This is a genomic window from Bacillus cereus group sp. N6 (genome assembly GCF_016483705.1).
In the GTDB taxonomy this organism is placed as follows: Bacteria; Bacillota; Bacilli; order Bacillales; family Bacillaceae_G; genus Bacillus_A; species Bacillus_A wiedmannii.
The window spans coordinates 1-13,589 of the sequence record NZ_JAEHBI010000032.1 but is presented as its reverse complement, the minus strand read 5'-3'; the positions used below and the strand labels follow the sequence as shown (position 1 = coordinate 13,589).

The following is a 13,589-nucleotide window of genomic DNA, read 5'->3' as shown; positions in this document are numbered from 1 at the left end:
AAATGAATCGTGAAAAAAGTTCTCTATATGAAGAAAAGTCCGAGCATTATTACAATGCAGCGAATCCGAATTTATTAAAGCACATAAAAAAGGAATGGAAAGAAGTTCTTGATATTGGTTGCTCGGGCGGTGCATTGGGAGCAGCTATAAAAGAAAATGGCACACGTGTATCTGGAATTGAGGCATTCCCAGTGGCGGCAGAAAAAGCAAAAGAAAGACTTGATCATGTGATTTTAGGGGATATAGAAAAAATAGATCTTCCTTATGAGGAGGAGCAATTTGATTGCGTCATATTTGGGGATGTATTAGAGCATTTATTTGATCCTTGGGCTGTAATAGAAAAAGTAAAGCCATATATAAAAGAAAATGGTGTAATTTTAGCAAGTATACCAAACGTTGCTCATATTTCAGTATTAGCGCCGTTACTTGCTGGGAATTGGACGTATACAGAATATGGTTTATTAGATAAAACGCATATTCGTTTCTTTACATTTAATGAAATGCTCCGAATGTTTTTAAAAGCAGGATATTCGATTAGTAAAGTAGATCGTGTATATATTGATCATAAAATGTATGAACCGTTAATTGAGGAGTTATATGGAATTTGTAAGAAATATCGTCTTGGAAGTGGCTTCATGGCTGAGACGGTCGTATTTCAGTATATTATTGAAGCAGAAAAATTGCAGTTATGAGTGCTGCTGAAAAAACAATATTATTTGTTACGTGTATAAATGATCGGAAAATGTATGCACAGTGCGTGCGGCATATATTGAGATTGGGAGTGCCTCCAGGATATATTGTACAATTTATGCCAATTCGGAATGCGAAAAGTATGACGAGCGGATATAATCAAGCGCTTTCGCATCCAGCGAAATATAAAGTATATATACACCAAGATGTTTTCATTATGAATGTGGCATTTTTATATGGATTACTTCAATTATTTAACGAACATGAACATCTTGGAATGATTGGAATGATTGGAGCCCAATATGTTCCTCCAAACGGGATATGGAATGAAGGCAGAGGAGTTGTTGGGAAAGTAATTGGTTATATGAACGATTTATTTTATATGGCAACTCAAGAACAGCCGTACCATGAGTCAAAAACATTTATGCCTGTGGAATGTATCGACGGTTTATTGATGGCAACGCAATACGATATTCCGTGGCGAGAAGACTTGTTTGATGGGTTTGACTATTATGATGTATCTCAGTCATTTGAATTTAGAAAAGCTGGCTATACAGTTGGGGTTCCTGTACAACGTGATGCGTGGTGCATTCACTATCATATTGATGTGAATATGACCAACTATGACAAGTATAGAAAGATATTTGTGGAGAACTATATGTCAGATGTAAATCAAGACGAATAGAGGGGCTACAAAATGAAGGATCGTACAATATTAGTTGTTGTTTGTGTAAATAATGAAGAGCTATTTGAACAATGCGAGAGACAAATAAGAAACCTTTTTGTTCCCCCTGATTATGTCGTACAAATTTTTCCGATACGAGATGCAAAAAGTATGGCAAGTGCATATAACCGAGCACTTTCATATCCCGCGAAGTATAAGGTTTATATACATCAGGATACTTATCTTATTAATCGAGAGATGTTTTATACACTTATTTCTCTTTTTAAAGATAACGAAAAACTTGGTTTAATTGGGGTAGCTGGTGCACAGTTTTTACCGAGTAATGGGATATGGTGGGAAGGGAAAAATTTAGTAGGAAAAGTGATTGAGCATAGAAGACGGAATTATCAATTATTAAATTTAGATCAGGGGTTTTATGGAAGCCAATCTTTTATGTCGGTGCAGGCAATTGATGGCTTATTAATGGCAACGCAGTATGATATTCCATGGCGAGAAGATTTGTTTCAAGGGTTCCACTTTTATGATGTATCACAGTCTTTAGAGTTTCAAAGGGCTGGTTATTTAATTGGTATCCCAAATCAATCAAATTTATGGTGTATTCATTATAACGGAGATGAATTTGATGCGGATACATATGAGAAAGATCGAAAAGTGTTTGTAGAACAGTATAAAGATATATTATCTCCATCATAAGGGAGAGATGCGGAGTGAAAGGGATTATTTTAGCAGGCGGTACTGGATCAAGGCTATATCCAATAACGAAAGTAACGAATAAACATTTGCTTCCTGTTGGACGTTATCCAATGATTTATCATGCAGTATATAAGCTAAAACAATGCGAAATTACAGATATTATGATTATTACAGGTAAAGAGCATATGGGAGATGTTGTTAGTTTTTTAGGAAGCGGTCAAGAGTTTGGCGTGTCCTTTACGTATCGTGTGCAAGATAAGGCTGGCGGAATTGCACAAGCATTAGGGCTTTGTGAAGATTTCGTTGGGAATGATCGTATGGTAGTTATATTAGGGGATAATATCTTTTCAGATGACATTCGTCCGTACGTGGAAGAGTTTGCAAATCAAAAAGAAGGTGCGAAAGTACTGCTGCAATCTGTAGATGATCCGGAGAGATTTGGTGTAGCAAATATTCAAAATCGTAAAATAATTGAAATTGAAGAAAAGCCGAAAGAGCCGCAAAGTTCCTATGCAGTCACAGGAATTTATTTATATGACCCGAAAGTCTTTTCTTATATAAAAGAATTAAAACCTTCCGCAAGGGGAGAGCTTGAAATTACAGATATCAATAATTGGTATTTAAAACGAGGGGTACTTACTTATAATGAAATGAGCGGTTGGTGGACTGATGCAGGAACTCATGTTTCTCTTCAAAGGGCGAATACGTTAGCGCGGGATATAAACTTTGGTAAACAGTTTAACGGAGAATAGGTGAGAATATGAAAGTTATAGAAACAAACTTTACCGACGCGAAATTGTTAGAACCGAGGTTATTTGGAGATGAGCGTGGCTTTTTTACTGAAAGTTATAATAAGAAGGTGCTAGAAACATTGGGAGTTACGTATTCATTTGTACAGGATAATGTTTCGTATTCGGCAGAAGCGGGAACGATTCGGGGATTACACTTTCAAAAAAATCCGAAAGCACAAACGAAACTTATTCAAGTTATGCAAGGAGCAATTTATGATGTTATCGTTGATTTGCGAAAAAATTCACCAACGTTTAAACAGTGGAGAGGATATATTTTAAGCGCGGATAATCATCGGCAATTATTAGTGCCAAAAGGATTTGCACATGGTTTTTGTACACTTGTCCCGCATACTATTGTTATGTATAAAGTAGATGAGTATTATAGTGCTAATCATGACTCAGGGGTACTTTGGGACGATAAAGACTTAGCAATTCCATGGCCGGTAACAAGCCCTATTTTGTCTGATAAAGATCGAATATTACCGTTACTTCAGGAATATGAAGATAGTTTTTGAGTAGGAGAGTTGTGTATGAATATATTAGTAACAGGTGGGGCCGGATTTATTGGAAGTAATTTTGTGCATTATATGTTACAAAGCTATGAAACATATAAAATTATTAATTTCGATGCATTAACATATAGTGGAAACTTAAATAATGTAAAGTCTATTCAAGATCATCCGAATTACTATTTTGTAAAAGGTGAAATTCAAAATGGAGAGCTGCTGGAGCATGTTATTAAGGAACGTGATGTGCAAGTAATTGTCAATTTCGCAGCTGAATCACATGTGGACCGTAGTATTGAGAATCCGATCCCTTTTTATGATACAAATGTAATTGGGACAGTCACCTTATTAGAATTAGTAAAAAAATATCCACATATTAAACTCGTGCAAGTATCAACAGATGAGGTGTACGGCTCGTTAGGTAAGATAGGTAGATTTACCGAGAAAACCCCGTTAGCTCCAAATAGTCCATATTCTTCAAGCAAAGCGAGCGCCGACATGATAGCTTTATCTTATTATAAAACATATCAATTACCAGTTATAGTAACGCGTTGCTCCAATAACTATGGGCCGTATCAATATCCTGAAAAGTTAATTCCGTTAATGGTTACGAATGCGCTGGAAGGAAAAAAACTACCGTTATATGGCGATGGATTAAATGTAAGAGATTGGTTACATGTAACGGATCATTGTAGTGCGATTGACGTTATTCTGCATAAGGGACGTATAGGAGAAGTATATAATATAGGTGGAAATAATGAAAAAAACAATGTAGATGTTGTGGAACAAATTATCTCTCTCTTAGGAAAAACGAAAGAAGATATTGCGTATGTTACAGACCGTTTAGGGCATGATCGTCGTTATGCGATTGATGCACAAAAGATGAAGAATGAGCTCGGGTGGGAACCACAGTATACGTTTGAACAGGGGCTAAAAGAAACGGTGGAATGGTATGAAAATCATATAGAATGGTGGAAACCACTAAAAGAAAAATAAGGGGCATATAAATGAAAGAACGGATTATCATAACGGGAGCAAATGGTCAATTGGGAAAGCAACTACAAGAAGAGTTAAATGCTGAAGAATATGACATATATCCATTTGATAAAAAGTTACTAGATATAACAAATATATCCCGAATGCAGCAAGTGGTACAAGAAATAAGGCCACACATAATTATTCATTGTGCAGCGTATACGAAGGTTGATCATGCTGAGAAAGAACAAGACCTTGCTTATGTAATAAATGCAATAGGAGCTCGAAATGTAGCGGTTGCTTCACAATTAGTAGGGGCGAAATTAGTTTATATTAGTACCGATTATGTATTTCAAGGTGACAGACCAGATGGCTATCATGAGTTTCATAATCCATCACCGATAAATGTATACGGGGCTTCTAAGTATGCGGGAGAGCAGTTTGTCAAAGAGTTACATAATAAATATTTTATCGTTCGAACATCGTGGTTATATGGTAAGTATGGAAACAATTTTGTGAAAACGATGATGCGGTTAGGAAAAGAAAGAGCAGAATTATCTGTTGTAGCGGATCAAATTGGTTCTCCTACTTATGTGGCGGATTTAAATGTGATGATTAATAAGCTCATTCACACTTCTTTATACGGTACGTATCATGTATCAAATAGAGGCTCATGTTCTTGGTTTGAATTTGCCAAAAAAATATTCTCGGATGCAAATATGAAAGTGAATGTATTACCTGTTTCAACCGAAGAATTTGGATCGGCGGCAGCTAGACCGAAATATTCTGTTTTCCAACATAACATGCTACGATTAAATGGTTTTTCACAAATGCCTTCTTGGGAAGAAGGATTAGAGCGGTTTTTTATAGAAACAAAAAGTCATTAACAAAATTTAAGTTAATGACTTTTTTGTTTGCCTTTAAGAGGTTTTATGGTACTATAATTATAGTATCAGGTACTAATAACAAGTATAAGTAATTCTGGGAGGATATATCATGGAACTATTACAAGGGAAAACATTTGTTGTTATGGGCGTTGCGAACCAAAGAAGTATTGCGTGGGGAATTGCTCGCTCTTTGCATAATGCAGGTGCAAAATTAATATTCACATATGCAGGAGAACGTTTAGAAAGAAACGTTCGTGAATTAGCGGACACATTAGAAGGACAAGAATCACTTGTATTACCTTGTGATGTAACAAATGATGAAGAACTTACAGCTTGCTTTGAAACAATCAAGCAAGAGGTTGGTACAATTCACGGTGTTGCACACTGTATTGCTTTTGCAAATCGTGATGATTTAAAAGGTGAATTTGTAGATACTTCTCGCGATGGATTTTTACTTGCACAAAATATTAGTGCATTCTCTTTAACAGCTGTAGCAAGAGAAGCGAAGAAAGTAATGACAGAAGGCGGAAATATTTTAACGTTAACATACCTTGGCGGCGAGCGCGTTGTGAAAAACTATAACGTTATGGGTGTTGCGAAAGCTTCATTAGAAGCGAGCGTAAAATATTTAGCTAACGATTTAGGCCAACACGGCATTCGCGTTAACGCTATTTCTGCAGGACCAATTCGTACGTTATCTGCAAAAGGTGTAGGCGACTTTAACTCAATTTTAAGAGAAATTGAGGAGCGCGCACCACTTCGTCGTACAACAACTCCAGAAGAAGTTGGGGATACAGCAGTATTCTTATTCAGTGATTTAGCACGCGGCGTAACAGGAGAAAACATTCATGTTGATTCAGGGTATCATATCCTAGGATAAATATAATATTAATTTTTAAAGGACAATCTCTAAATGTTGAGATTGTCCTTTTTATTTGTTCTTAGAAAGAACGATTTTTAACGAAAGTTCTTACCACGTTATGAATATAACTATAATAGTACACTATTTATTCAGCTACGTATGGAAGTGGGAGGGACGAGTGTGAAGAATAAAAATAAAAGTTCAACAGTTGGAAAACCGTTGTTATATATTGCACAAGTAAATTTGGAACTTGCTGCACCGAAAATAAAAAGAATTATCTTAACAAACTTTGAAAATGAAGATCGAAAAGAGGAAAGTGATCGAAAAGAGGAAAGTAATAGAAACGAAAATATTGTAAGTAGTGCTGTGGAAGAGGTAATAGAGCAACAAGAAGAGCAACAAGTAGAAGAAAAAATAGAAGAAGAGGAACAAGTACAAGAGCAGCAAGAACAACAAGAGCCAGTGAGAACTGTCCCGTATAATAAATCATTTAAGGATATGAATAATAAAGAGAAGATTCATTTTTTATTAAACCGCCCTCATTACATTCCGAAAATAAGGTGCAGAATAAAAACAGCTACAGTCTCATATGTTGGATCAATCATGTCGTATCGTAATGGAATTGTAGCTATTATGCCGCCAAATAGTATGCGAGATATTAAGTTGTCTATAGATGATATCCAATCGATTAGTATGGCTGGCTTTTAAATATGTAAAGGTGGTAGAAAATCTTCTACCACCCCAATAGTTTTTTAGTTTACTTAACTTATTAGATAGAAACGTCGCGTAAGCACTGAATCGCACAGAAACAGCTTAAATCTACAGTGATACAAGTAGATGTCGATACTAGTCTTGCATTTGGTACAGCTAAAAACGTACAAATTGGATCGTCACCAGGCGGTACAGGAGAACCGTCACCTAATACTACAGTTAACACACGTAAGACAGCACAGCTATCGTCATCTACACTTTCCACACGGAAAATTGGAGATCGGCAGCTAGTAAGGCTTGCAGATGGTGCAAATGCTTCAAATGGTGTGCCAGCTTTTGTGTATAAAATAAAAGGGCGTGTATTTGCTACTGATGCAGTGTTGTGTGCACCTAAAAATGGAATTTCACAACCAGATCCACACGTTGTTGTAGAACAATCTTGTAATTCATTGATGAATTTTACAACGTCAACTACACAATGAGAAGAGCTATGGTGTTTATTTTCGTTACAACTCATTAATGTCACTCCTTATCTTCTTGTTTGTATTTACATTAATAAGATATTGGAGTCGAGGAGATTTGGTCACAATCTCAAGACCTTTTTTTTTAAATAGGCGAAAGAAGATAAGGGAAGGTGGAATCATGCTGTTTACAAGCTGGCTTTTATTTTTTATTTTTGCGTTAGCTGCCTTTAGGCTCACTCGTTTAATTGTTTATGATAAAATTACAGCCTTTTTGCGAAGACCGTTTATTAATGAGTTAGAGATTACAGAGCCAGATGGAAGTGTATCAACTTTTACAAAAGTAAAAGGTAAAGGATTAAGAAAGTGGGTTGGCGAATTATTAAGCTGTTATTGGTGTACAGGTGTATGGGTTAGTGCTTTTTTATTAGTTTTATATAATTGGATTCCTATCGTTGCAGAGCCGTTACTTGCATTATTAGCTATTGCAGGAGCAGCGGCAATTATTGAAACGATTACAGGATATTTTATGGGAGAATAATATATTTTCATAATACGAGAAAAAGCGGAGTTTAAAAGAATGAGGGAACGGAAATAAAGAGTTGTTCATATAGTAAATAGACAGAATTGACAGTAGAGGAGATGTTTGCTGTGAGTAATAGTCCAAGGCAAAATTCATATGACCTGCAGCAATGGTATCATATACAGCAACAACACCAAGCACAACAACAGGCATACCAAGAACAATTACAACAACAAGGATTTGTGAAGAAAAAGGGATGTAATTGCGGGAAAAAGAAGAACACAATAAAACATTATGAAGAATGAAACACTCATATTACTGTGAGTGTTTTTTATTATAAATATAAAAAGCGGTATTTCTAATGAAGAAATACCGCTTTTTACTAGCTAATTTGTGCAACTGTTAATGCTGCAGCACGGATGTCTACAGTTCCAATTAACTCAACTGGTACAATTTGAATTAAATCACCAGGGTTTAAGTTAATAAGAATAACACCACTGGATACGTCTACTTCACCAGTACCAATAATGTTAGAACGAACTGCTGTACCTGATCCAGGAATAATGTTAGCTGGCGTACCTAATGATAAGAAGAAACGACCAGCTTCTGGTGCAACAGGTGAGTTATCAAGACTAATTGTTAATGTATAACTGATTTGATAAATACCAGCTCGTAGAATTCGAATGCCATCTCCAACACTTACTGTATCATTTATTACAGGAACAGTAATATTTGGGTTTGGACTTACGCTAGGTAATAGTAGTGGTGTGAATAGTGAAGCGAACTGAGGTGCAGACGCGTTGAAAGCAAAACCAAAGGCAGGTAGTGTACTAGCTGGTTTCGCCTCGCAATCGATTTTAGTAAATTCGCAATCAGAAGAGAACATGTTTTTCACTCCTTTATCTGTTTCTACTTTCAGTTAATGAAAAGGACAGGTTCTATGTTCTAGACAAGTTCCCAATTTTATGAAAAATACATAATAATAGCTTTTAAGCATGGATTGGGTGGCAGAAAACTCTGCCACCCAATCCATGCTTAAATTAATATTTAGTTTTATATAGAAACATCTCGTAAGCATTGAATAGCGCAGAAGCAACTTAAATCAACAGTAATGCAAGTGGAGGTTGATATTAGTCTTGCATTTGGTACAGCTAAAAACGTACAGATTGGGTCGTCACCAGGTGGTACAGCGGTACCATCACCTAAAACTACAGTTAATACACGGAGTACAGCACAGTCATCATCATCTATACTTTCTACGCGGAAAATGGGAGATCGGCAACTAGTAAGGCTTGAAGATGGTGCAAATGCTTCAAAAGGTTCTCCAGTCTTTGTGTATAAAATAAAAGGACGTGTATTCGCTACTGATGCATTGTTATGTGCACCTAAAAATGGAACTTCGCAACCGGATCCACATGTTGTAGTTGCGCACTCTTGTAATTCATGTATAAAACGAACGACATTCGATACACAGTTGAAATCACAATCATGGTGATGATGGTCTTCGTTACAATTGCAGCTCATTATGTTCACTCCTTATCGTGAGTTCTGACATACACTATTACAATATGAATGAGATATGGTTGATATTACGTTAATTCTTACGATAAAAGCAGGGAATTTATATAGTAGGGATGTACATAATGCAATATAAAAAAAGACATCCTTATTTAGTGGATGTCTTTTCAGGTAAATCTTTTCGCGCAGTATATAAAAAACGAGATATATCTAATTTTTTTCCTCTAAAAAATTGCGGAGAGGAAATGTAAAGTTCTTCTTTCGCACGTGTAATGGCGACATAAAGTAGTCGGCGTTCTTCTTCTAAAGCTTCAGAAGTCTCTGTAACACGATCATTTGCATCTTTTAAAGAAGAAGTATGGGGCAGAATACCATCGCTCGCTCCAAGTAAAAAGACGCATGGAAATTCAAGGCCTTTTGCGTTATGAATAGACATAAGCGAAACAGCATTTTTTTCCGGCATTGTTTTTAATGCTTCCATTTCTTTTTGACCTTGAATTGCTTCATCAATAAATTGTAAATAAGCTGGAATATCGGTGAAACGAGTTGCGGACTCCATTAATTCTTCTAACATTTCTTCTTGTATATCTTTATGCATCGTAAAGGAAGAACGATCGTTACTTTGTAAGTACTCTAAATACTTTCCTTTACCATGAATAATTTCTTTTAATGCTTTTTTCGGTTCTAATTCTTTTATAAATTTAATAAAATCGATACGCTCATTTATCTTTTTTACTTGAAAAGGTTTTAAGCTCGGATTTAATAATAAGAAATGAAGAAGAGAAGGGAACCGCCCCTCACCATATTTCCATTGTTCACGTTCAATAAATGAAATACAATCATCACGCCCGATATACATAGTTGGCAATATATTTGAAAGTGATTCTAGTCGAAACGGTTCAATCACCAGTCTTAAATGATCTAATACAGGCTTAATTAAAGAATGTTCATAAAATGATTGACTCGCCCCGTGCTTAATAAATGGGATTTTGTGAATTGTAAGCTGATCAAGTAACGAACGGCTTACAGAATGTGTGCGATACAGTAAACAAAAATCTTTATATTTGCGTTCGCCGCTATCTACTTTTTCTTGAATGAGCTGCAAAATTTGAATTGCTTCATCAAGAGTCGTAGCAGGTCTTGCGTAAAAAGGTTGTACACCTTCTTCACGCACAGAATATAGCTCTTTATCAAAACGCTCCTGATTTAGTTTGATAACTTCATTTCCAAGTCCGACGATAAAAGGATTGGATCGATAATTCGTATTAAGTGCGATAATCGTAGTGTTATCAAATTCTTTTGGAAAAGATAAAATAATTTGGTGACTTGCTCCTCGCCAGCCATATATCGCCTGGTCGTCATCACCCGCGATAAATAAATTATTTCTTGGCGTGGCTAACAATTTTACAATTTCATATTGTGCATACGATGTATCTTGGAACTCATCTACTTCAATATAGTGGAAACGTTGTTGTAATTGGGTAAGCAAAGGAGCGTTATTTTCTAACATATAATATGTTTCTAATAAGATGTCATCGAAATCAATATAATTATATCGTTGTTTCACTTCTTCAAAACGCTCGTATACTTCTTTAAATTCTTGTTCAACGGGTGTTTTTGCTTTTACATCTTTCGGACGATTCAATTTGTTTTTCTCAAGTGAAATCATAGCGAGCATTGTTTCAGCATCATAATCGTCTTTTAGACGCAATTCTTTCAAGATTTTCTTTATCATAATTTGTTTATGTTTTTCATTTGCTAAAATTTGCTGATTATATCCTTGACTACGAAGCAATTTTAAAAAGACAGAGTGGAATGTACCAGCAACAACGTAGCTACTTGCAGCACGATTCATACCTGGTAAATTTGCTACACGGTTTCGGATTTCTTCAGCTGCTTTTTGTGTAAATGTAAGCAATAAAATATTTCGTGGATGAACTTGTTTTACATTTACTAAATAACCTACGCGGGTTGTTAAAACAGATGTTTTCCCGCTTCCAGCACCAGCCAATGTAAGGACAGGGCCTTCTGTCGTTCGCACAGCCTCTAATTGTTTTTCATTTAAAAAAACATTTTGTTGTTCGAGAGCGCGAAAATACGCCGCATCTGCATCTTCTTCCATAATTAAATGGGTAGATGTTTTCGGAATATGATATGTTGCACGCGGAATGTCAGCGTGCGTTAATGATTTTTGTGAAAATTTTTCTTGTGTCATATATTCACCTTCAAAACTATAGCATCAACATTTAACTGTAGCGGAAGAAAAAGAAAATAGCAATGTAAAAAACAGGAGGGGATACCTCCTGTTTTCAAATTACAATTCTTTTATCATAACGATGTGAGGAATATTTGCTTCCATGAATACATCAGAATGCGTTACATATCCAAGCTTCTTATAGAAATCTTCAGCATGTGTTTGGGCATGCAGCTTTAATTTTGGTAGCGAGTTTTCATTCGCATACGCTTCAAGTACATCCATAACAATTTTTCCAATGCCTTTTTTACGATGGGAAGCTAGTACGCAAATGCGTTCCATTTTTCCTATTCCATCCAGTATGCGAAAACGACCAGCACCAACTGGAACATCATTATCATATATAACAACGTGTGTTGAAGTTTCTTCAAACTCATCATACTCTTCGTCAGCAGAAACTTGTTGCTCATTCACAAATACTTGCTTACGTACAGAGAATGCATCTCTTAGTTGTTCGTCCGTTTGTACGATCTGTGCGTGCAAATTAGTTGTTCCCCTTTCCAAGGTGGAATGTTTCGTATACAGTCCACGTTCCGTTTTCTAATTGATATAGAAGATGGAAGCGATCAATTGGTTGTTCATAATAGAAATCTTTCATACGTAATCGACCTAATACATCAGCATGCTCTGCATCGGATAAGCCTTGTCCGATTGTTAAATGAGGTACGAAAGCGTACTCGCGTTCTTGTATAAAGAATTCGCTATGCATTTCCTCATTTAAGAAAGTAAGTTCAGGTGTTTTTTCTACTTTAAAATAAAGAACATTATTAACAGGTGCGAATGAACCAACTTTTCCGACATGAAGGGTGAAAGGGTTCGTTTTACTTGCGATTGTATGTAACTCTTTTACAATCGATTCTAATTGTTCATCTTGCGTCTCAAAGGGTGTTTTCAATGTAATATGTGGCGGAACTAATGCGTAGTGCGGATCATAACGTTTACGCAATCCGTTCGCTTTATCTTGAATCATTTTAGATGGAAAAATTACAATGCCTAATTTCATGTTCCAATTCCTCCCTTTGTAAGTCTAGTTAGATTTTGAGAAAATAACTCTCTTAATCTATTATATCAAATTATTCTGAATACTGCTCTCTATTATTTCATTGATAGAATATGAGAGAAAGCTTTCGGTAAATCAGTTTGCCAATATTTCCACGTGTGGTTACCTTCAAATTCTTCGTAATGCGTGATGAAATTTCTATCTGTCAGAAGCGTATTGAGCTCACGGTTCGGCCCAACGAAATCGGATACTTGTCCATCAGTGCGTTTTACAGCTGTTTCTTCTGTCCCAATGACGTGATAAAGGTCTAGCGCCTCCGGATTTTTAAAGTCTTTTGCTAAGTTCATCACTGTTTCATCCACAAATGGTGATTGCATAACGACTTTACCGAATGTATGCGGATACATAAGTGCAGTCATGAAGGAAACTGTCCCGCCAAGAGAATCACCAATTAACACACGACCTTTTCCCATTTGGTACGTTGGATAGTTTTCATCGATATATGGTGCAAGTTCATGAGCAAGGAAACGAATATACGCAGCGTTTTTCACTTCATTTGGGAAATATTTTTCTTTACGATCGTGTACATTTTTATATGGAATACCGACAATAATTGTACGGTCAATTTCTTCAGTTTCACGAAGGCGCTCAATTACACGGTGCGCTTTACCAAGCTGAAAATAATCTCTACCATCTTGTGCAATTACAACTGTATGTTTGTGCAGTGGTGTGTAATTTACCGGTAAGTAAACGAGAAGTGTAACATCTTCTTGAAGTGATGCGCTATAAAATGAAATTTCTTCAATTCTCCCTATTGTTTGATTCATGTAGATCCCCCTAAATAAAAATTTACTGTAATGATTGTAAGAGCGACACTTGTAGTGAAAAAGAAATATTCACTAATAGGTGCTTTCGTTTCTATTTTACCATAATGGTACGAAGAATCTAAAAAATTAGGTAACTACTCAGCTTTTTCAGACAAAAAAGCAGGCCAAATACATGTTTCCGATTTGAAAACATGAAAAAAAATACT

At 36.0% G+C, this 13,589-nt stretch carries 18 protein-coding genes; 11 read left to right on the top strand and 7 right to left on the bottom strand.

Annotation, left to right across the window (positions count from 1 at the left end; translation table 11 throughout):
• The first annotated feature begins 2 nt into the window (after nucleotides 1-2).
• The 9 genes from JDS99_RS20325 (at nucleotide 3) to JDS99_RS20285 (ending at nucleotide 6,797) form a co-directional block, all read left to right on the top strand.
• Nucleotides 3-692 carry a class I SAM-dependent methyltransferase gene (locus tag JDS99_RS20325; RefSeq protein ID WP_199695600.1) on the top strand — a complete coding sequence of 230 codons (690 nt, stop codon included), beginning with the start codon at nucleotides 3-5 and terminating at the stop codon, nucleotides 690-692.
• Nucleotides 689-1,375: a glycosyltransferase family protein gene (locus JDS99_RS20320; RefSeq protein ID WP_001271201.1), complete on the top strand. Its 687-nt coding sequence runs from the start codon at nucleotides 689-691 to the stop codon at nucleotides 1,373-1,375. Before JDS99_RS20325 ends, JDS99_RS20320 begins: the two co-directional genes overlap by 4 nt.
• Before the next feature lie 12 nt (nucleotides 1,376-1,387).
• Nucleotides 1,388-2,068, top strand: coding sequence for a glycosyltransferase family protein (locus JDS99_RS20315; protein WP_199695599.1), 681 nt, complete (start codon nucleotides 1,388-1,390; stop codon nucleotides 2,066-2,068).
• Nucleotides 2,069-2,082: 14 nt separating this feature from the next.
• Nucleotides 2,083-2,820 carry a sugar phosphate nucleotidyltransferase gene (locus tag JDS99_RS20310; protein WP_088062492.1) on the top strand — a complete coding sequence of 246 codons (738 nt, stop codon included), beginning with the start codon at nucleotides 2,083-2,085 and terminating at the stop codon, nucleotides 2,818-2,820.
• An 8-nt stretch (nucleotides 2,821-2,828) separates the two neighbouring features.
• Nucleotides 2,829-3,374, top strand: coding sequence for a dTDP-4-dehydrorhamnose 3,5-epimerase (gene rfbC / locus JDS99_RS20305; RefSeq protein WP_088062494.1), 546 nt, complete (start codon nucleotides 2,829-2,831; stop codon nucleotides 3,372-3,374).
• 15 nt (nucleotides 3,375-3,389) lie between these two features.
• Entirely contained in the window at nucleotides 3,390-4,361 is a 972-nt protein-coding gene (rfbB, locus tag JDS99_RS20300) for a dTDP-glucose 4,6-dehydratase (RefSeq protein ID WP_088062495.1), read from the top strand.
• Nucleotides 4,362-4,372: 11 nt separating this feature from the next.
• Nucleotides 4,373-5,227, top strand: a complete 855-nt coding sequence (gene rfbD, locus JDS99_RS20295) for a dTDP-4-dehydrorhamnose reductase (RefSeq protein ID WP_046958302.1) — start codon at nucleotides 4,373-4,375, stop codon at nucleotides 5,225-5,227.
• A gap of 109 nt (nucleotides 5,228-5,336) precedes the next feature.
• A complete protein-coding gene (fabI, locus tag JDS99_RS20290; protein WP_000421885.1) occupies nucleotides 5,337-6,107 on the top strand; it encodes an enoyl-ACP reductase FabI in 771 nt (256 codons plus the stop codon).
• 141 nt (nucleotides 6,108-6,248) lie between these two features.
• Nucleotides 6,249-6,797, top strand: coding sequence for a spore coat CotO family protein (locus JDS99_RS20285; protein WP_199695598.1), 549 nt, complete (start codon nucleotides 6,249-6,251; stop codon nucleotides 6,795-6,797).
• Between the two features lie 61 nt (nucleotides 6,798-6,858).
• Here the strand turns inward: JDS99_RS20285 and exsY are convergent, their stop codons facing one another.
• The gene (gene exsY, locus JDS99_RS20280; RefSeq protein WP_199695597.1) at nucleotides 6,859-7,317 is read right to left on the bottom strand and encodes an exosporium assembly protein ExsY; all 459 of its coding nucleotides are present in this window, start codon (nucleotides 7,315-7,317) and stop codon (nucleotides 6,859-6,861) included.
• A gap of 125 nt (nucleotides 7,318-7,442) precedes the next feature.
• On the opposite strand from exsY, the gene JDS99_RS20275 reads away from it, so the two are divergent.
• Together JDS99_RS20275 and JDS99_RS20270 are read left to right on the top strand one after the other, a co-directional pair.
• Complete coding sequence (locus JDS99_RS20275) at nucleotides 7,443-7,802, top strand: DUF1360 domain-containing protein (RefSeq protein WP_199695596.1); 360 nt, start codon at nucleotides 7,443-7,445, stop codon at nucleotides 7,800-7,802.
• Between the two features lie 101 nt (nucleotides 7,803-7,903).
• On the top strand, nucleotides 7,904-8,089 hold the full coding sequence (locus tag JDS99_RS20270; protein WP_033657682.1) for a hypothetical protein: 186 nt from the start codon (nucleotides 7,904-7,906) through the stop codon (nucleotides 8,087-8,089).
• A gap of 77 nt (nucleotides 8,090-8,166) precedes the next feature.
• Here JDS99_RS20270 and exsF read toward each other — a convergent pair whose 3' ends face one another.
• From exsF to JDS99_RS20240, 6 genes are all read right to left on the bottom strand, one after another.
• Complete coding sequence (gene exsF, locus JDS99_RS20265; RefSeq protein WP_199695595.1) at nucleotides 8,167-8,670, bottom strand: exosporium protein ExsF; 504 nt, start codon at nucleotides 8,668-8,670, stop codon at nucleotides 8,167-8,169.
• A 167-nt stretch (nucleotides 8,671-8,837) separates the two neighbouring features.
• Entirely contained in the window at nucleotides 8,838-9,308 is a 471-nt protein-coding gene (gene cotY, locus JDS99_RS20260) for a spore coat protein CotY (protein ID WP_048545119.1), read from the bottom strand.
• A 142-nt stretch (nucleotides 9,309-9,450) separates the two neighbouring features.
• Nucleotides 9,451-11,517: an ATP-dependent helicase gene (locus JDS99_RS20255; protein ID WP_199695594.1), complete on the bottom strand. Its 2,067-nt coding sequence runs from the start codon at nucleotides 11,515-11,517 to the stop codon at nucleotides 9,451-9,453.
• Nucleotides 11,518-11,616: 99 nt separating this feature from the next.
• A complete protein-coding gene (locus tag JDS99_RS20250; RefSeq protein WP_199695593.1) occupies nucleotides 11,617-12,039 on the bottom strand; it encodes a GNAT family N-acetyltransferase in 423 nt (140 codons plus the stop codon).
• A gap of 1 nt (nucleotide 12,040) precedes the next feature.
• Complete coding sequence (locus JDS99_RS20245; protein ID WP_000765870.1) at nucleotides 12,041-12,559, bottom strand: YjcG family protein; 519 nt, start codon at nucleotides 12,557-12,559, stop codon at nucleotides 12,041-12,043.
• Nucleotides 12,560-12,651: 92 nt separating this feature from the next.
• On the bottom strand, nucleotides 12,652-13,383 hold the full coding sequence (locus JDS99_RS20240; RefSeq protein WP_001076844.1) for an alpha/beta hydrolase: 732 nt from the start codon (nucleotides 13,381-13,383) through the stop codon (nucleotides 12,652-12,654).
• Nucleotides 13,384-13,589: the final 206 nt, after the last annotated feature.